The sequence below is a fragment of the Micromonospora sp. AKA38 genome (assembly GCF_027925725.1).
Classification (GTDB): Bacteria; Actinomycetota; Actinomycetes; order Mycobacteriales; family Micromonosporaceae; genus Micromonospora.
On record NZ_BNEI01000005.1, the window covers coordinates 612,626 to 633,558 of the forward strand.

Here is a 20,933-nt window from a genome sequence, read left to right on the forward strand (position 1 = left end):
CAACGACGACAAGCTGCGCGAGTACCTCAAGCGGACCGTAGCCGAGCTGCGCCAGGCCAACCGCCGGGTACAGGCTCTGGAGGCCGCCAGCGTCGAGCCGGTGGCGATCGTGGGGATGGGGTGTCGGTATCCGGGTGGGGTGGGTGACCCGGAGGAGTTCTGGCAGCTGCTGGTCGATGGCGTTGACGCGGTGGGTGGGTTCCCCACGGATCGGGGTTGGGATGTCGGGTCGTCAGATGACCCGGATCCGGCGGGGTCGGGGACCAGTTATGCCCGGGAGGGTGGCTTCCTGGCTGGTGCGGCGTTGTTCGACGCGGGGTTCTTCGGGATCAGTCCGCGGGAGGCTGTGGCGATGGATCCGCAGCAGCGGTTGTTGTTGGAGGTTTCCTGGGAGGCGTTGGAGCGGGCCGGGATCGACCCGTCGGGGCTACGCGGCTCGGACACCGGTGTGTACATCGGTGCCGCCGGGCAGGACTACATCTCGGTGATCGGTGACGCGCAGACCGGTAGCGAGGGGCATCTCCTGACTGGCAACGTGGCGAGTGTCATGTCGGGGCGGGTGGCGTACACCTTGGGCTTGGAGGGCCCGGCGGTGTCGGTGGATACGGCGTGTTCGTCGTCGTTGGTGGCGGTGCATTTGGCGGCGCAGGCGTTGCGGTCGGGTGAGTGTTCGATGGCCCTGGCCGGCGGCGTAGCGGTGATGGCCAAGCCGGGGGCGTTTGTGGAGTTTTCCCGGCAGGGTGGGTTGGCTGCTGATGGGCGGTGCAAGCCGTTCGCGGATGCGGCTGACGGTACGGGTTGGGGTGAGGGTGTCGGAATTGTGGTGTTGGAGCGGTTGTCGGATGCTCGTCGGCGGGGGCATCGGGTGTTGGCGGTGGTGCGGGGCAGCGCGGTCAATCAGGACGGTGCGTCGAATGGGTTGAGTGCGCCGAATGGTCCGTCGCAGCAGCGGGTGATCCGTCAGGCTTTGGCGAATGCGCGGTTGTCGCCGGGCGAGGTGGATGTGGTGGAGGCGCACGGCACGGGCACCACGTTGGGTGATCCGATCGAGGCGCAGGCGCTGATCGCCGCGTACGGCCAGGACCGGCCGGCGGGGCAGCCGTTGCGGTTGGGGTCGGTGAAGTCGAACATCGGCCACACCCAGGCGGCCGCGGGTGTCGCCGGGATCATCAAGATGGTCCTCGCGATGCGACACGGGTTGATGCCCAAGACGCTGCACGTGGACGAGCCGTCCACACATGTGGACTGGTCGGGCGGATCGGTGCGACTGCTGACCGAGGCCACGCCGTGGCCGGTCAACGGGCGGCCACGACGGGCCGGGGTGTCCTCGTTCGGACTCAGCGGCACCAACGCCCACCTCATCCTGGAAGAAGCCGAATCGAGCGAGTCGCTGCAGGTCGCACCGGCTGACCCGGCGGCCTCGGGCGAGGAGTCGCCGGCGCTGCCGGGTGGGGTGGTGCCGTGGTTGTTGTCGGCCAAGTCTGAGGTGGCGTTGCGGGTGCAGGCGCAGCGGTTGGCGGGGTTTGTGGTCGACCGGCCTGAGGTGGATCCGGTGGTGGTGGGGCGGGCGTTGGTGGACGGCCGGGCGACTGGGTTCGCGCATCGGGGTGTGGTGCTCGGCCGGGATCGGTCGGTGTTGGTGGATGGGTTGCAGGCGCTGGCCGGGGGTGGTCAGGCGTCGGGGGTGGTGAGCGGGGTTGCGGGGTCTGGTCGGTTGGCGGTGGTGTTTTCGGGGCAGGGTAGCCAGCGGGTTGGGATGGGTCTGGGTTTGTATGAGGCGTATCCGGTGTTCGCTGAGGTGTTCGATGAGGTCTGTGCGTTCTTCGACCAGCATTTGGAGCGGTCGTTGCGGGAGGTGGTTGCGGGCGAGGCGCGGTTGTTGGATCAGACGGTGTATGCGCAGGCGGGGTTGTTCGCGGTGCAGGTGGCGTTGTTCCGGTTGGTTGGTTCGTGGGGGGTGGTGCCGGAGTGTGTGGCGGGGCATTCGATTGGTGAGTTGAGTGCGGCTCATGTGGCGGGGGTGTGGGATCTGGCTGATGCGGTGGCGGTGGTGGCTGCGCGGGGTCGTCTGATGCAGGCGCTTCCTGCTGGTGGGGCCATGGTGGCGTTGACCGCCAGCGACGCCGAAGCCCACGACCTGATCGCGGGGCACACCGATCTGGTGGGGGTGGCGGCGGTCAACGGTCCTCGTTCGACGGTGATTTCCGGTGACCGGGACGTGGTGTTGGATTTGGCGCAGCGGTGGCGAGACGCCGGTGGTAAGGCGCGGCAGCTGCGGGTCAGTCACGCGTTCCATTCGCCGTTGATGGAGCCGATGTTGGCCGAGTTCGCCGACGTGTTGGGCGGGGTGGTGTGGCGGGAGCCGACCATCCCGGTGGTCTCGGGCACCCCGGGTGCGGACGTGACCGAACCCGGATACTGGCTGGCGCATGTCCGCCAGACGGTGCGCTACGACGACGCGGTGAACGCGCTGCGCGAGCGAGACGTGGATGTCTTCCTCGAGCTGGGACCGGACGGCACGCTGACCTCGATGGCCGACCCCGATGCAGGCGTGTGGCTGCCCGCGCTGCGAGCTGAGCGCGACGAGCCGGAGACACTACTGACCGCGGTCGCCGGTGTCCACGTACACGGCGGGACCGTGAACTGGCCGACACTACTCGGCACGAGCGCCGGTCCGGCAGAGGTCATGGGTGTGGGCAGGGCGATGGGCGGGACCATCCCGCTGCGAGCTGAGTTGCCTACCTACCCGTTCCAGCATCAGCGGTACTGGCCGCAGACTGTGGTCGCCGGTGTGGGCGATGCTCGGGTGTTGGGGCAGGGTTCGGCTGATCATCCGTTGTTGCGTGCGGCGGTGTCGTTGGCTGATGGGGATGGGGTGGTGTTGACCGGCCGGTTGTCGTTGTCGGCGCAGCCGTGGTTGGCCGATTACGTGGTGTTGGGTTCGGTGTTGTTGGCGGGCACGGCGTATGTGGAGTTGGTGATGTACGCCGGCGACCAGGTGGGTTGTGCCTCCGTGAAGGAGTTGACGCTGCAGACCCCGCTGCTGCTGCCGGAGCAGGGTGGGGTGCAGGTGCAGGTGCAGGTGTGGGTCGGCGACCCTGACCAGGGCGGTCGACGGCCGGTCAACGTGTACTCCCGACCAGAAGGCGCGGAGGGTTCGTGGACTCGGCATGCCACGGGTGTGTTGAGCCCGGAGGCTGGCCGGGTGCCGTCCGGGTTGGGGCAGTGGCCGCCGGCCGGTGCGCGGCCGGTGGCTGTTGACGGCGTGTACGAGCGGTTGGCTGACGGCGGGTACGTGTACGGGCCGGTGTTCCAAGGTTTGCGGGCGGTGTGGCGTTCCGAGCGGGATGTGTATGCCGAGGTGACACTGCCCGAGCAGGCCGCAGCGGACGGGTTCGGGTTGCATCCGGCGGTGTTGGACGCGGCGTTGCATCCGATCGGGTTGACCGGACTTCTCGGTGATGAGGCGGTGTTGCCGTTCGCGTGGAGTGGGGTGCGGTTGCACGCGACCGGGGCGACCACGCTGCGGGTCCGGCTGACACCGGCCGACGATGGGGCTGTCGCGGTGGCGGTGTTCGACACCACCGGCCAGCCGGTGTTGACCGCGACCTCGCTGGCGCTGCGACCAGTGACCACCGACCAGTTGGGCGCCGGCGTACCGGATGCGGCGCAGTCACTGTTCGCGGTGGAGTGGGTACCGCTGCCGGACGCGGAGCTCGACACCGCGCCGGCGGCTACCGAACCGGTCTGGGCATGGCATGGGCAGGTTGATGGTGAGCTGCCCCCCGTCGTGGTGGCCGAGCTACCGGCTGCGGGCGATGCGGTGGGTGTTGTCGAGGCTACGCATGCGGCGAGCGCGTTGGTGTTGGGTTGGGTCCAGGACTGGTTGGCTGATCCGGGCATGGAGGGTTGCCGGTTGGTGGTGGTCACTCGTGGCGCTACCGATGGTAGTGACTTGGCTGCGGCTGCGGTGTGGGGTCTGGTCCGTTCCGCGCAGTCTGAACATCCCAATCGGTTCGTCCTGCTGGACCTCGACGATGACACCGACCGCGGCAGCGAACTGGGCAGAATCCTGTCGGCGGTGCTCGACAGCGGCGAGCCGGAGATCGCGGTACGCGCTGGTGGGCTGTATGTGCGGCGGTTGACCCGGGCCGGTACTGGCCGTCTGTCGCTGTCCAGCTCTGACGGGTTGTCGGCGGGGTTGGATGCGGGTGGCACGGTGGTGGTCACTGGTGGAACCGGGGTGTTGGGTGGGTTGGTGGCCCGGCATCTGGTCACCACGCACGGAGTCAGGCACCTGTTGTTGCTGTCCCGGCGTGGCCCGGCCGCGGCGGGCGCGGCGGAGCTGGTCGGTGAGCTGACCGGGTTGGGTGCGCGGGTGCGGGTGGTGGCGTGTGATGTCGCTGACCGGGATGCGCTGGCTGGGGTGTTGGCGGGGGTGCCGGTCGAGCATCCGGTGGTCGGGGTGGTGCACACCGCCGGAGTCCTCGACGACGGGGTGGTCGAGGCGTTGACGCCGCGGCGGTTGGAGACGGTGTTGCGGGCGAAGGCTGATGCGGCGTGGTGGTTGCATGAGTTGACCCGGGATGCGGATCTGGGTTTGTTCGTGGTGTATTCGTCGGCGGCGGCCACGCTCGGGTCACCGGGGCAGGGTAACTATGCCGCGGCGAACGCGGTCCTGGATGCCTTGGCGCTGCGGCGGCAGGCCGCGGGTCTGGTCGGGCAGTCGTTGGCGTGGGGGCTGTGGGCCCAGCAGTCGGCGATGACCGGGCATCTCGACGAGGTGGACCTGGACCGGATGCGACGCAGCGGCATCCTTCCCCTCTCCTCCGAGCAGGGCCTGGCACTGTTCGACGCGGCAGTACGTACCGACCGGCCGCAACTGGTGCCGATGCGGGTGGACCTTGCCGTGCTGCGTCGAGCCGCCGCCGGTGGCTTGCCACCGTTGTGGCGGACGTTGGCCGGCGGTTCCGCCCGCAGGGCCGTGTCCACCGCTGACGCGCCGGTGGACCTGGCCGCCAGGTTGGCGGCTATGGGGGTTGAGGGGCGCCAGCGGGCGGTTCTGGAGTTGGTGCGGGCACAGGCCGCGGTTGTGCTCGGCCATGCCGGCCCCGCGGCGGTTGATCCGGGCAGCGCGTTCCGCGAGCTCGGTTTCGACTCGTTGACCGCGGTGGAGTTGCGTAACCGGTTGGCCGCCGCGACTGGGTTGTCGTTGCCGGCCACGCTGGTCTTCGACTATCCGACACCGGTGGTGTTGGCCGGGTTCGTGTTGACGGAACTGCTCGGCGAGCAAACCGATGTCCTTACGCCGGTGGCGGTGGGTGCGGGTGTCGATGAGCCGGTGGCGATCGTGGGGATGGGGTGTCGGTATCCGGGTGGGGTGGGTGACCCGGACGGGTTTTGGCGGTTGCTGGTTGAGGGTGTCGACGCGGTGGATGGGTTCCCCGTGGATCGGGGTTGGGATCTGACGGCGCTGTACGACCCCGATCGGCAGCGGTCGGGGACCAGTTATGCCCGGGAGGGTGGGTTCCTGACTGACGTGGCGTTGTTCGATGCGGGGTTTTTCGGGATCAGTCCGCGGGAGGCTGTGGCGATGGATCCGCAGCAGCGTTTGTTGTTGGAGGTTTCCTGGGAGGCGTTGGAGCGGGCGGGGATCGATCCGTCGGGGCTGCGTGGGTCGGATACCGGTGTGTATGTGGGTACCACCGGGCAGGACTACGTCTCGGTGATTGGTGACGCGCAGACCGGTAGTGAGGGGCACCTGCTGACGGGTAACGCGGCGAGTGTCATGTCGGGGCGGGTGGCGTACACCCTGGGTCTGGAGGGCCCGGCGGTGTCGGTGGATACGGCGTGTTCGTCGTCGTTGGTGGCGGTGCATTTGGCGGCGCAGGCGTTGCGGTCGGGTGAGTGTTCCATGGCCCTGGCCGGCGGCGTGACAGTGATGGCTACCCCGGGGGCGTTTGTGGAGTTTTCCCGGCAGGGTGGGTTGGCCGCCGATGGGCGGTGCAAACCGTTCGCGGACGCCGCCGACGGCACGGGTTGGGGTGAGGGTGTCGGAATTGTGGTGCTGGAACGACTGTCCGATGCCCGCCGGCGGGGGCATCAGGTGTTGGCGGTGGTGCGGGGCAGCGCGGTCAATCAGGATGGCGCGTCGAATGGGTTGAGTGCGCCGAATGGTCCGTCGCAGCAGCGGGTGATCCGTCAGGCTTTGGCGAATGCGCGGTTGTCGCCGGGCGAGGTGGATGTGGTGGAGGCGCACGGCACGGGCACCACGCTGGGTGACCCGATCGAGGCGCAGGCGCTGATCGCCGCGTACGGTCAGGACCGGCCGGCGGATCAGCCTCTTCGCCTGGGGTCGGTGAAGTCGAACATCGGCCACACCATGGCGGCCGCGGGTGTCGCCGGGATCATCAAGATGGTCCTGGCGATGCGGCACGGGTTGATGCCCAAGACGCTGCATGTAGACGCCCCGTCGTCGCATGTGGATTGGTCGGCTGGCTCGGTGCGTCTGCTGACCGAGGCCACGCCGTGGCCGGTCAACGGGCGGCCACGGCGGGCTGGGGTGTCCTCGTTCGGGATCAGTGGTACCAACGCCCACCTCATCCTGGAGGAGGCTGAACCGGCACCGGACCCGGCGTTGGGTCATGAGCCGGCCCCGGTCCCGGGCGGCGGGGTGGTGCCGTGGTTGTTGTCGGCCAAGTCTGAGGTGGCGTTGCGGGCGCAGGCGCAGCGGTTGGCGGGGTTTGTGGTCGACCGGCCTGAGGTGGATCCGGTGGTGGTGGGGCGGGCGTTGGTGGACGGCCGGGCGACTGGGTTCGCGCATCGGGGTGTGGTGCTCGGCCGGGATCGGTCGGTGTTGGTGGATGGGTTGCAGGCGCTGGCCGGGGGTGGTCAGGCGTCGGGGGTGGTGAGCGGGGTTGCGGGGTCTGGTCGGTTGGCGGTGGTGTTTTCGGGGCAGGGTAGCCAGCGGGTTGGGATGGGTCTGGGTTTGTATGAGGCGTATCCGGTGTTCGCTGAGGTGTTCGATGAGGTCTGTGCGTTCTTCGACCAGCATTTGGAGCGGTCGTTGCGGGAGGTGGTTGCGGGCGAGGCGCGGTTGTTGGATCAGACGGTGTATGCGCAGGCGGGGTTGTTCGCGGTGCAGGTGGCGTTGTTCCGGTTGGTCGGTTCGTGGGGGGTGGTGCCGGAGTGTGTGGCGGGGCATTCGATTGGTGAGTTGAGTGCGGCTCATGTGGCGGGGGTGTGGGATTTGGCTGATGCGGTGGCGGTGGTGGCTGCGCGGGGTCGTCTGATGCAGGCGCTTCCTGCTGGTGGGGCCATGGTGGCGTTGACCGCCAGCGACGCCGAAGCCCACGACCTGATCGCGGGGCACACCGATCTGGTGGGGGTGGCGGCGGTCAACGGTCCTCGTTCGACGGTGATTTCCGGTGACCGGGATGTGGTGTTGGATTTGGCGCAGCGGTGGCGAGACGCCGGTGGTAAGGCGCGGCGGTTGCGGGTCAGTCACGCGTTTCATTCGCCGTTGATGGAGCCGATGTTGGCCGAGTTCGCCGACGTGTTGGGCGGGGTGGTGTGGCGGGAGCCGACCATCCCGGTGGTGTCGGGCACCCCGGGTGCGGACGTGACCGAACCCGGATACTGGCTGGCGCATGTCCGCCAGACGGTGCGGTACCACGACGCGGTGAACGCGCTACGCGAGCAAGGCGTGGATGTCTTCCTCGAGCTGGGACCGGACGGCACGCTGACCTCGATGGCCGACCCCGATGCAGGCGTGTGGCTGCCCGCGCTGCGAGCTGAGCGGGACGAGCCGGAGACACTGCTGACCGCGGTCGCCGGTGTCCACGTACACGGCGGGACCGTGAACTGGCCGACACTGCTCGGCGTGAGTACCGGCCCGGCCGAGGGCGTGGGCAGGGCGATGGGCGGAACCATCTCGTTGAGGGCTGAGTTGCCGACTTATCCGTTTGAGCGTCAGCGGTTCTGGCCGGTGGTGCGGGGTGTGTCGGTGGGGGGTGGGGATGGTGGGTTTGATGCGGAGTTTTGGGAGGTGGTGCAGCGGGGTGATGTGGGGGCTTTGGCTTCTGCTTTGGGGGTGGATGAGCAGGGTGTGGCGGGGGTTTTGCCGGGGTTGGTGGCGTGGCAGCGGGCTCGTGAGGATCGGCGGTTGGTTGACGCGTGGCGGTATCGGGTGGTGTGGGAGCCGTTGACCGGTGGTCCTGAGGCGGTGCTGGATGGTACGTGGCTTGTGGTGTATGGCGCGGATCTGGTGGCTGATGATGATGGTGGGTTGGGGTGGGTCGGGCTGGTTGAGCAGGTCCTGGTTGGGCATGGTGCGCGGGTGGTGCGGGTAGCTGTTGACGGCACTCGGGTGGGGGTGGCTGCGGCGTTGCGGGCGGTGGTGGCCGGGCTGGACGGGGCGGGGTGGGGTGGGGTGGTGTTCCTGCCGGGTGGGGCGCCGGTGCAGGGGTTGTTGGCGTTGCTGCAGGGTCTGCACGACATCGACACGGGTAGCGACGCGGGGCGGGTGTGGGTGCTCACTCGTGGCGCGGTGGGTACTGGTCGGTTCGATGTTCCTGCTGATCCGGTGCAGGCTTTGGCGTGGGGTTTGGGTGTGGTCGCGGCGTTGGAGTATCCGCGTCTGTGGGGTGGTCTGGTGGATCTGCCCCTGTCGTGGCCTGAGGCGTCGCGGGACGCGGCTGCGGTGGCGCGTCGTTGTGCCGGCGTGCTGGCCGGGTGGGACGGGCAGGATCAGGTCGCGGTGCGCGCGAGTGGTGTGTATGGGCGCAGGTTGGTGCGTGCCCGGGTGGAGGAGTCGCCGCGGGTGTGGCAGCCTCGGGGCACGGTGTTGATCACTGGTGGTACTGGTGGTTTGGGTGCGCATGTGGCCCGTTGGGTGGCCGGGCGTGGTGCGGAACATGTGGTGTTGGTGTCTCGTCGGGGCGTGGACGGGGCGGGTGTGGCCGAGTTGGTCGGTGAGCTGAGCGCTGATGGCCGGGTCCGGGTGAGTGTGCGGGGTTGTGATGTGGCAGATCGTGATGGGTTGGCCGCGGTCCTGTCCGAGGTAGGGCCGGTTGATGCGGTGGTGCATGCGGCGGGGGTGGGTCAGCTCGCGCCCATTGACGACACCGACCCGGGGGTGGCGGAGCAGATCTTGGCGGCGAAGGTCGCGGGTACTCGTAATCTGCATGAGTTGTTGGTCGAGGGGTCTGAGCACCGGTTGGACGCGATGGTGTTGTTTTCCTCGAACGCCGGTGTGTGGGGTGGTGGTGGGCAGGGGGTGTACGCGGCTGCGAACGCGTTCCTGGACGCGTACGCCGTTCAGCAGCGTGCTGCGGGGCGGTCGGTGACCAGTGTGGCGTGGGGTTTGTGGGCCGGCGAGGGAATGGCCGGGCAGGCCGACACCGGGCAGTTGCAGCGGCGTGGGGTGCGGGCCATGGATCCGCAGCGGGCGGTGCAGGCCCTGGCCGAGGCGGTCGGTCAGGGTGAAGGCTTCCTCGCCGTCGCTGACGTGGACTGGGCCCAGTTCACCCGAGCGTTCACCTCCGCACGCCCGAGTGCGCTACTAGCCAGACTGCCCGAGGCGCAAGCCGTCGTCGCCGACGTCGAACCCGGGTCACTCGACGATTCGACACTGGCCGCCGAGCTACGCGCGTTGACCGGCCCGCAACGCCAGCAGAAGATCCTTGAACTGGTACGCGCCCACGCGGCCACCGCCCTCGGCCACGACAGCGCCCAGGCGATCCCACCCGACCGGGCATTCCGCGAACTCGGCTTCGACTCACTCACCGCGGTAGAACTACGCAACCGACTGGCCGCCGCCACCGGACTGCCGCTACCAGCCACGCTGGTCTTCGACCACCCGACACCGGTGGTGTTGGCCGGGTATGTGGTGACGGAACTGCTTGGTGAGCAGTCCGATGTCCTTACGCCGGTGGCGGTGGGTGTGGGTGTTGATGAGCCGGTGGCGATTGTGGGGATGGGGTGTCGGTATCCGGGTGGGGTGGGTGACCCGGACGGGTTTTGGCGGTTGCTGGTTGAGGGTGTCGACGCGGTGGATGGGTTCCCCGTGGATCGGGGTTGGGATCTGACGGCGCTGTACGACCCCGATCGGCAGCGGTCGGGGACCAGTTATGCCCGGGAGGGTGGGTTCCTGACTGACGTGGCGTTGTTCGATGCGGGGTTTTTCGGGATCAGTCCGCGGGAGGCTGTGGCGATGGATCCGCAGCAGCGTTTGTTGTTGGAGGTTTCCTGGGAGGCGTTGGAGCGGGCGGGGATCGACCCGTCGGGGCTGCGTGGGTCGGACACCGGTGTGTATGTGGGTACCACCGGGCAGGACTACGTCTCGGTGATCGGTGACGCGCAGACCGGTAGTGAGGGGCATCTGCTGACGGGTAACGCGGCGAGTGTCATGTCGGGGCGGGTGGCGTACACCCTGGGCTTGGAGGGCCCGGCGGTCTCGGTGGACACGGCGTGTTCGTCGTCCCTGGTGGCGGTGCATCTGGCGGCGCAGGCGTTGCGGTCGGGTGAGTGTTCCATGGCCCTGGCCGGCGGCGTGACGGTGATGGCTACCCCGGGCGCGTTCGTGGAGTTCTCCCGGCAGGGTGGGTTGGCTGCCGATGGGCGGTGCAAACCGTTCGCGGACGCCGCCGACGGCACGGGTTGGGGTGAGGGCGTCGGAATTGTGGTGTTGGAGCGGTTGTCGGATGCCCGCAGGCGGGGGCATCAGGTGTTGGCGGTGCTGCGAGGCAGCGCGGTCAACCAGGACGGCGCCTCCAACGGGTTGAGTGCGCCGAACGGGCCGTCGCAGCAGCGGGTGATCCGTCAGGCTTTGGCGAACGCGCGGTTGTCGCCGGGCGAGGTGGATGTGGTGGAGGCGCACGGCACGGGCACCACGCTGGGTGACCCGATCGAGGCGCAGGCGCTGATCGCCGCGTACGGTCAGGACCGGCCGGCGGGGCAGCCGTTGCGGTTGGGGTCGGTGAAGTCGAACATCGGCCACACCCAAGCGGCCGCGGGCGTCGCCGGGATCATCAAGATGGTCCTGGCGATGCGGCACGGCTTGATGCCCAAGACGCTGCACGTGGACGCCCCGTCGACACATGTGGATTGGTCGGCTGGCTCGGTGCAGCTGCTGACCGAGGCCACGCCGTGGCCGGTCAACGGGCGGCCGCGGCGGGCCGGGGTGTCGTCGTTCGGGATCAGCGGCACCAACGCCCACCTCATCTTGGAGGAGACCGAACCGCTCGAGATCCGGCAGGAGGCCGAACCGTTTGAGCCGCCGCGGGACACACTGGCTGACCCGGCGGCCTCGGGCGAGGAGTCGCCGGCGCTGCCGGGTGGGGTGGTGCCGTGGTTGTTGTCGGCCAAGTCTGAGGTGGCGTTGCGGGCGCAGGCGCAGCGGTTCGCGGGGTTTGTGGTCGACCGGCCTGAGGTGGATCCGGTGGTGGTGGGGCGGGCGTTGGTGGACGGCCGGGCGACCGGGTTCGCGCATCGGGGTGTGGTGCTCGGCCAGCACCGGTCGGCGTTCATGGACGGGCTACAGGCGCTGGCCTCGGGTGTCGAGGCGCCGGGGGTGGTTGCCGGGATCGCTGGGGCCGGTCGGTTGGCGGTGGTGTTTTCCGGGCAGGGTAGCCAGCGCCTCGGGATGGGTCTGGGCTTGTATGAGGCGTATCCGGTGTTCGCTGAGGTGTTCGATGAGGTCTGCGCGTTCTTCGACCAGCATTTGGAGCGGTCGTTGCGGGAGGTGGTTGCGGGCGAGGCGCGGTTGTTGGATCAGACGGTGTATGCGCAGGCGGGGTTGTTCGCGGTGCAGGTGGCGTTGTTCCGGTTGGTTGGTTCGTGGGGGGTGGTGCCGCAGTGTGTGGCGGGGCATTCGATTGGTGAGTTGAGTGCGGCTCATGTGGCGGGGGTGTGGGATTTGGCTGATGCGGTGGCGGTGGTGGCTGCGCGGGGTCGTCTGATGCAGGCGCTTCCTGCTGGTGGGGCCATGGTGGCGTTGACCGCCAGCGACGCCGAAGCCCACGACCTGATCGCGGGGCACACCGATCTGGTGGGGGTGGCGGCGGTCAACGGTCCTCGTTCGACGGTGATTTCCGGTGACCGGGACGTGGTGTTGGATTTGGCGCAGCGGTGGCGAGACGCCGGTGGTAAGGCGCGGCGGTTGCGGGTCAGTCACGCGTTCCATTCGCCGTTGATGGAGCCGATGTTGGCCGAGTTCGCCGACGTGTTGGGCGGGGTGGTGTGGCGGGAGCCGACCATTCCGGTGGTGTCGGGCACGCCGGGTGCGGACGTGACCGAGCCGGGATATTGGCTGGCGCATGTCCGCCAGACGGTGCGCTACGACGACGCGGTGAACGCGCTGCGCGAGCGAGACGTGGATGTCTTCCTCGAGCTGGGACCGGACGGCACGCTGACCTCGATGGCCGACCCCGATGCAGGCGTGTGGCTGCCCGCGCTGCGAGCTGAGCGGGACGAGCCGGAGACACTACTGACCGCGGTCGCCGGTGTCCACGTACACGGCGGGACCGTGAACTGGCCGACACTGCTCGACACGAATACCGGCCCGACCCGGCCGGTTGCCCTGCCGACCTACCCGTTCCAGCATCAGCGGTTCTGGCCAGAGACGGTGGCGGCTGGTGTGGGGGATGTTCGGGTGTTGGGGCTGGGTTCGGTTGGTCATCCGTTGTTGCGTGCGGCGGTGTCGTTGGCTGATGGGGACGGGGTGGTGTTGACCGGCCGGTTGTCGTTGTCGGCGCAGCCGTGGTTGGCCGATCATGCGGTGTTGGGTTCGGTGTTGTTGGCGGGCACGGCGTATGTGGAGTTGGTGATGTACGCCGGCGACCAGGTGGGCTGTGCCCTGGTCGAGGAGTTGACGCTCCAGAGCCCGTTGGTGCTGCCCGAGCAGGGCGCAGTGCAGGTGCAGGTGTGGGTCGGTGATCCCGGCCAGGATGGTCGACGGCCGGTCAACGTGTACTCCCGACCAGAAGGCGCGGAGGGTTCGTGGACTCGGCATGCCACGGGTGTGCTGAGCCCGCAAGCCGGCCGGGTGCCGTCCGGGTTGGGGCAGTGGCCGCCGGCCGACGCGCGGCCGGTGGCTGTTGATGGTCTGTATGAACGGTTGGCTGGTGGCGGGTACGTGTACGGGCCGGTGTTCCAAGGTCTGCGGGCGGTGTGGCGTTCCGACCGGGATGTGTATGCCGAGGTGACCCTGCCCGAGCACGTCGAGACCGGCGGGTTCGGGTTGCATCCGGCGGTGTTGGACGCGGCGTTGCATCCGATCGGGTTGACCGGACTGCTCGGCGGCGACGATGGCGGGGCGGTGTTGCCGTTCGCGTGGAACGGGGTGCGGCTGCACGCGACCGGAGCGACCACGCTGCGGGTCCGGCTGACACCAGCCGACGATGGGGCTGTTGCGGTGGCGGTGTTCGACACCACCGGCCAGCCGGTGTTGACCGCGACCTCGCTGGCGCTGCGACCAGTGACCACCGACCAGTTGGGCGCCGGCGTACCGGACGCGGCGCAGTCACTGTTCACGGTGGAATGGGTACCGCTACCGGACGCAGAACCCGACACCGCGTCGGTGATTGGCGAACTGGTCTGGGCATGGCACGGGCAGCACCCGCAACCTCTGCTGGTGCCCCACTCGCCAGGCGGGCTTGATGGCGAGCTGCCCCCGGTCGTGGTGGCCGAGCTACCAACTCCAGACGATGCGGTGGGTGTTGTCGAGGCTACGCACGCGGCGAGCGCGTTGGTGTTGGGTTGGGTCCAGGACTGGTTGGCTGATCCGGGCATGGAGGGTTCCCGGTTGGTGGTGGTCACTCGTGGCGCCACTGATGGCAGTGACCTTGCTGCGGCTGCGGTGTGGGGTCTGGTCCGCTCCGCGCAGTCCGAGCACCCCAATCGGTTCATCCTGCTGGACCTCGACGATGACACCGACCCCGGCAGCGACTTGGGCAGGCTCCTGACGGCGGTGCTCGACAGCGGCGAGTCGGAGATCGCGGTACGCGCTGGTGGGTTGTATGTGCGGCGGTTGGTCCGGGCCGGTACTGGTCGTTTGTCGCTGTCCGGTTCTGACGGGTTGTCGGCGGGGTTGGATGCGGGTGGCACGGTGGTGGTCACTGGTGGGACGGGGGTGTTGGGTGGGTTGGTGGCCCGGCATCTGGTCGCCGCGCATGGGGTTGGGCATCTGTTGTTGTTGTCGCGGCAGGGCCTGGCCGCGGCGGGGGCGGCGGAGTTGGTCGGTGAGCTGACCGGGTTGGGTGCGCGGGTGCGGGTGGTGGCGTGTGATGTCGCTGACCGGGATGCGCTGGCTGGGGTGTTGGCTGGGGTGCCGGTCGAGCATCCGGTGGTCGGGGTGGTGCACACCGCCGGAGTCCTCGACGACGGGGTGGTCGAGGCGTTGACGCCGCGGCGGTTGGAGACGGTGTTGCGGGCGAAGGCGGATGCGGCGTGGTGGTTGCATGAGTTGACCCGGGATGCGGATCTGGGTTTGTTCGTGGTGTATTCGTCGGCGGCGGCCACGCTCGGGTCACCGGGGCAGGGTAACTATGCCGCGGCGAACGCGGTCCTGGATGCCTTGGCGCTGCGGCGGCAGGCCGCGGGTCTGGTCGGGCAGTCGTTGGCGTGGGGGCTGTGGGCCCAGCAGTCGGCGATGACCGGGCATCTCGACGAGGCGGACCTGGACCGGATGCGACGCGCCGGCATCCTTCCCCTCTCCTCCGAGCAGGGCCTGGCGTTGTTCGACGCGGCAGTACGTACCCACCAGCCGCAGCTCGTGCCGATGCGGGTGGACCTTGCCGTGCTGCGTCGCGCCGGCGCCGGTGGTCTGCCGCCGTTGTGGCAGGCGTTGGCCGGCGGTTCGACCCGCCGGGCCGCGTCCACCGCCGACACGCCGGTGGACCTGACCACCAGGCTGGCCGCTATGGGCGTCGAGGAACGCCAGCGGACAGTCCTGGAACTGGTGCGTACCCACGCGGCCACAGCCCTTGGTCACGACAGCGCTCAGGCAGTCGCACCTGATCGGGCGTTCCGTGAGCTCGGTTTCGACTCGTTGACTGCGGTGGAGTTGCGTAACCGGTTGGCTGCCGCGACTGGGTTGTCGTTGCCGGCCACGCTGGTCTTCGACTATCCGACACCGGTGGTGTTGGCCGGGTTCGTGTTGACGGAACTGCTTGGTGAGCAGTCCGATGTTCTTACGCCGGTGGCGGTGGGTGCGGGTGTTGATGAGCCGGTGGCGATTGTGGGGATGGGGTGTCGGTATCCGGGTGGGGTGGGTGACCCGGAGGAGTTCTGGCGGTTGCTGGTCGAGGGTGTTGACGCGGTGGGTGATTTTCCCGTGGATCGGGGTTGGGATGTCGGGTCGTCAGATGACCCGGATCCGGCGGGGTCGGAGACCAGTTATGCCCGGGAGGGTGGGTTCCTGACTGACGCGGCGTTGTTCGACGCGGGGTTCTTCGGGATCAGTCCGCGGGAGGCTGTGGCGATGGATCCGCAGCAGCGGTTGTTGTTGGAGGTTTCCTGGGAGGCGTTGGAGCGGGCGGGGATCGACCCGTCCGGGCTGCGTGGGTCGGACACCGGCGTGTATGTCGGCCTCATGTACCACGACTACGCCATGCAGTTGGCGGCGAGCCCGGCCGAGACCGAGGGATATGGCACCGGGACCAGCGGAAGTGTGGCGTCGGGGCGGGTGGCGTACACCCTGGGCTTGGAGGGCCCGGCGGTGTCGGTGGATACGGCGTGTTCGTCGTCCCTGGTCGCGGTGCATTTGGCGGCGCAGGCGTTGCGGTCGGGTGAGTGTTCCATGGCCCTGGCCGGTGGCGTGACGGTGATGGCCACGCCGGGAGCGTTCGTGGAGTTCTCCCGGCAGGGTGGGTTGGCCGCTGATGGGCGGTGCAAATCGTTCGCGGACGCGGCCGACGGCACGGGCTGGGGTGAAGGCATCGGAATTGTGGTGTTGGAGCGGTTGTCGGATGCCCGCAGGCGGGGGCATCAGGTGTTGGCGGTGCTGCGGGGCAGCGCGGTCAACCAGGACGGCGCCTCCAACGGGTTGAGTGCGCCGAACGGGCCGTCGCAGCAGAGGGTGATCCGTCAGGCGTTGGCGAACGCGCGGTTGTCGCCGGGCGAGGTGGATGTGGTGGAGGCGCACGGCACGGGCACCACCCTGGGTGACCCGATCGAGGCGCAGGCGCTGATCGCCGCCTACGGCCAAGACCGGCCGGCGGGGCAGCCGTTGCGCCTGGGGTCGGTGAAGTCGAACATCGGCCACACCCAGGCAGCCGCCGGCGTCGCCGGAATCATCAAGATGGTCCTCGCCATGCGGCACGGCTTGATGCCCAAGACACTGCACGTGGACGAGCCGTCCACACACGTCGACTGGTCGACCGGATCGGTGCAGCTACTCACCGAGGCCACACCATGGCCGGACGGCGGCCGGCCACGACGGGCCGGGGTGTCCTCGTTCGGGATCAGCGGCACCAACGCCCACCTCATCCTGGAGGAGGCTGAACCGGCACCGGACCCGGCGTTGGGTCATGAGCCGGCCCCGGTCCCGGGCGGCGGGGTGGTGCCGTGGTTGTTGTCGGCCAAGTCTGAGGTGGCGCTGCGGGCGCAGGCGCAGCGGCTGGCCCGGTTCGTGGCCGACCGGCCCGAGGTAGAGCCGGCCGTGGTGGGGCGCGGGTTGGCGGCTCGATCGGTGTTCGCACATCGGGCGGTGGTCCTCGGTCAGCAGCGGCCAGCGTTGATGGACGGGCTACACACACTGGCCGGGGGTGGTCAGGCGTCGGGGGTGGTGAGCGGGGTTGCGGGGTCCGGTCGGTTGGCGGTGGTGTTTTCGGGGCAGGGTAGCCAGCGGGTTGGGATGGGTCTGGGTCTGTATGAGGCGTATCCGGTGTTCGCTGAGGCGTTCGATGAGGTCTGCGCGTTCTTCGACCAGCATTTGGAGCGGTCGTTGCGGGAGGTGGTTGCGGGCGAGGCGCAGCTGTTGGATCAGACGGTGTATGCCCAGGCGGGGTTGTTCGCGGTGCAGGTGGCGTTGTACCGGCTGGTTGGTTCGTGGGGGGTGGTTCCGCAGTGTGTGGCGGGGCATTCGATTGGTGAGTTGAGTGCGGCTCATGTGGCGGGGGTGTGGGATCTGGCTGATGCGGTGGCGGTGGTGGCCGCGCGGGGCCGTCTGATGCAGGCGCTTCCTGCTGGTGGCGCCATGGTGGCGTTGACCGCCAGTGACGCCGAAGCCCACGCGCTGATCGCGGGGCACACCGATCTGGTAGGGGTGGCGGCGGTCAACGGCCCTCGCTCGACGGTGATTTCCGGTGACCGGGATGTGGTGTTGGACTTGGCGCGGCAGTGGCGAGACGCCGGTGGTAGGGCGCGGCGGTTGCGGGTCAGTCACGCGTTCCATTCGCCGTTGGTGGAGCCGATGCTGGCCGAGTTCGCCCAGGTGTTGGACGGGGTGGTGTGGCGGGAGCCGACCATCCCGGTGGTGTCGGGCACCCCGGGTGCGGACGTGACCGAGCCGGGATATTGGCTGGCGCATGTCCGCCAGACGGTGCGGTACCACGGCGCGGTGAACGCGCTACGCGAGCAAGGCGTGGGTGTCTTCCTCGAACTGGGACCGGACGGCACGCTGACCTCGATGGCCGACACCCCCGATGCAGGGGTGTGGCTGCCCGCGCTGCGAGCTGAGCGGGACGAGCCGGAGACACTGCTGACCGCGGTCGCTGGTGTCCACGTACACGGCGGGACCGTGAACTGGCCGACACTACTCGACACGACCGCCGGTCGGCGGGCTGTGGAACTGCCGACCTACCCGTTCCAGCATCAGCGGTTCTGGCCACAGTCGGCGGTGGCCGGTGTGGGGGACGCTCGGGTCTTGGGGCAGGGTTCGGCTGATCATCCGTTGCTACGTGCGGCGGTGTCGTTGGCTGATGGGGACGGGGTGGTGTTGACCGGCCGGTTGTCGTTGTCGGCGCAGCCGTGGTTGGCCGATCATGCGGTGTTGGGTTCGGTGTTGTTGGCGGGCACGGCGTATGTGGAGTTGGTGATGTACGCCGGTGACCAGGTCGGTTGTGCCTCCGTGGAGGAGTTGACGCTGCAGACCCCGTTGCTGCTGCCGGAGCAGGGTGGGGTGCAGGTGCAGGTGTGGGTCGGTGATCCCGGCCAGGATGGTCGACGGCCGGTCAACGTGTACTCCCGACCAGAAGGCGCGGAGGGTTCGTGGACTCGGCATGCCACGGGTGTGTTGAGCCCGGAGGCTGGCCGGGTGCCGTCCGGGTTGGGGCAGTGGCCGCCGGCCGACGCGCGGCCGGTGGCTGTTGATGGTCTGTATGAACGGTTGGCTGGTGGCGGGTACGTGTACGGGCCGGTGTTCCAAGGTCTGCGGGCGGTGTGGCGTTCCGAGCGGGATGTGTATGCCGAGGTGACACTGCCCGAGCAGGCCGCAGCGGATGGGTTCGGGTTGCATCCGGCGGTGTTGGACGCGGCGTTGCACGCGATCGGGTTGACCGGACTGCTCGGCGGCGACGATGGCGGGGCGGTGTTGCCGTTCGCGTGGAACGGGGTGCGGCTGCACGCGACTGGGGCGATCACGCTGCGGGTCCGGCTGACACCGGCCGACGACGGGGCTATCGCGGTGGCGGTGTTCGACACCGCCGACCAGCCGGTGCTGACCGTGGAATCGTTGGTGTTGCGGCCGGTGACCGCCGACCAGTTGGGCGCCGGGGTACCGGATGCGGCGCAGTCACTGTTCGCCGTGGAGTGGGTGCCGCTGCCGGACGCGGAACCGGTGGCTGCCGAGCCGGTCTGGGGATGGCATGGGCAGGTTGATGGTGAGCTGCCCCCGGTCGTGGTGGCCGAGCTACCGGCTGCGGGCGATGCGGTGGGTGTTGTCGAGGCTACGCATGCGGCGAGCGCGTTGGTGTTGGGTTGGGTCCAGGACTGGTTGGCCGATCCGGGCACGGAGGGTTCCCGGTTGGTGGTGCTCACTCGTGGCGCTACCGATGGCAGTGACCTTGCTGCGGCTGCGGTGTGGGGCCTGGTCCGCTCCGCGCAGTCCGAACACCCCCACCGGTTCATCCTGCTCGACCTCGACGATCACACCGACCACGGCAGCGAACTGGGCAGGATCCTGACGGCGGTGCTCGACAGCGGCGAGCCGGAGATCGCGGTACGCGCTGGTGGCCTGTATGCCCGGCGGTTGACCCGAGCCGTTGGCACTGGCCGGCTGTCCCTGTCCAGCTCTGACGGGTTGTCGGCGGGGTTGGATGCGGGTGGCACGGTGGTGGTCACTGGTGGAACCGGGGTGTTGGGTGGGTTGGTGGCCCGGCATCTGGTCACCACGCACGGAGTCAGGCACCTGTTGTTGCTGTCCCGGCGTGGCCCGGCCGCGGCGGGCGCGGCGGAGCTGGTCGGTGAGCTGACCGGGTTGGGTGCGCGGGTGCGGGTGGTGGCGTGTGATGTCGCTGACCGGGATGCGCTGGCTGGGGTGTTGGCTGGGGTGCCGGTCGAGCATCCGGTGGTCGGGGTGGTGCACACCGCCGGAGTCCTCGACGACGGGGTGGTCGAGGCGTTGACGCCGCGGCGGTTGGAGACGGTGTTGCGGGCGAAGGCGGATGCGGCGTGGTGGTTGCATGAGTTGACCCGGGATGCGGATCTGGGTTTGTTCGTGGTGTATTCGTCGGCGGCGGCCACGCTCGGGTCACCGGGGCAGGGTAACTATGCCGCGGCGAACGCGGTCCTGGATGCCTTGGCGCTGCGGCGGCAGGCCGCGGGTCTGGTCGGGCAGTCGTTGGCGTGGGGGCTGTGGGCCCAGCAGTCGGCGATGACCGGGCATCTCGACGAGGTGGACCTGGACCGGATGCGACGCAGCGGCATCCTTCCCCTCTCCTCCGAGCAGGGCCTGGCACTGTTCGACGCGGCAGTACGTACCGACCGGCCGCAACTGGTGCCGATGCGGGTGGACCTTGCCGTGCTGCGTCGCGCCGGCGCCGGTGGTCTGCCGCCGTTGTGGCAGGCGTTGGCCGGCGGTTCGACCCGCCGGGCCGCGTCCACCGCCGACACGCCGGTGGACCTGACCACCAGGCTGACGGCTATGGGCGTCGAGGAACGCCAGCGGACAGTCCTGGAACTGGTACGGACACAGACCGCCGCCGTGCTCGGCCATCCCGACCCATCGACGATCGACCCGGACAGCGCGTTCCGAGACCTCGGCTTCGACTCGTTGACCGCGGTGGAACTACGTAACCAGCTGGCCACCGCGACCGGACTGTCGCTGCCGGCCACGCTGGTCTTCGACCATTCCAGCACCGGCGCCTTGACCGATCATCTGCTGAGCAAGCTGGCCTCCGCCGTGAGTGCCGGCAGCCAGCCCAGGGCCGGAGCCGATTCGGCCGGCCCGGGACCTGTGCGGGTGTCGAACCTCGCGGAGATGTACATGCGGGCCGAGGTCGACGGCAGACACGACGAGTTCTCCGACGTGGTCGGGCGATTGGCGAAGCTCCGCCAGACGTTCGGTGTGGACACGGCCGACGAGGCGGTCCGGCCCCCCACCCGGGTCGCCACGGGCGACGGCAGGCCCAAGTTGTACCTCTTCAACCCATACGTAGCCCCGGTCAATTTCCCGTATGCGCGGCTGGCATCGGCCTTCCAGGGCACCCGCGACGTGTCGGTGTTGCACTCGCCAGGCTTCCATGCCGGTGAGAAGCTGCCGGAGAACATCGAGGCGATGACGCTTGCGTTCGTCGAGACAATCATCCGAGACAACGCGAACGGCGAAGAATTCGTACTGGGCGGCACCTCCAGCGGTGGGCTGATCGCCCACCGGGTTGCTGCCGGGCTGGCCCGGATGGGCATGGCGCCGGCCGGCGTCATTCTGCTCGACGCACCCTCGCAGGAGGCCCATCAAACCGTGTCGGAGGACGGGCCGCTGTGGCAGAAGCAGA

At 69.0% G+C, this 20,933-nt stretch carries 1 pseudogene; it reads left to right on the forward strand.

Features of this window, described 5'->3' with window-relative positions:
• Positions 1-4 precede the first annotated feature (4 nt).
• A pseudogene (locus TPA0908_RS20260) lies at positions 5-20,899 on the forward strand (type I polyketide synthase); the annotation flags it as partial.
• Positions 20,900-20,933 lie beyond the last annotated feature (34 nt).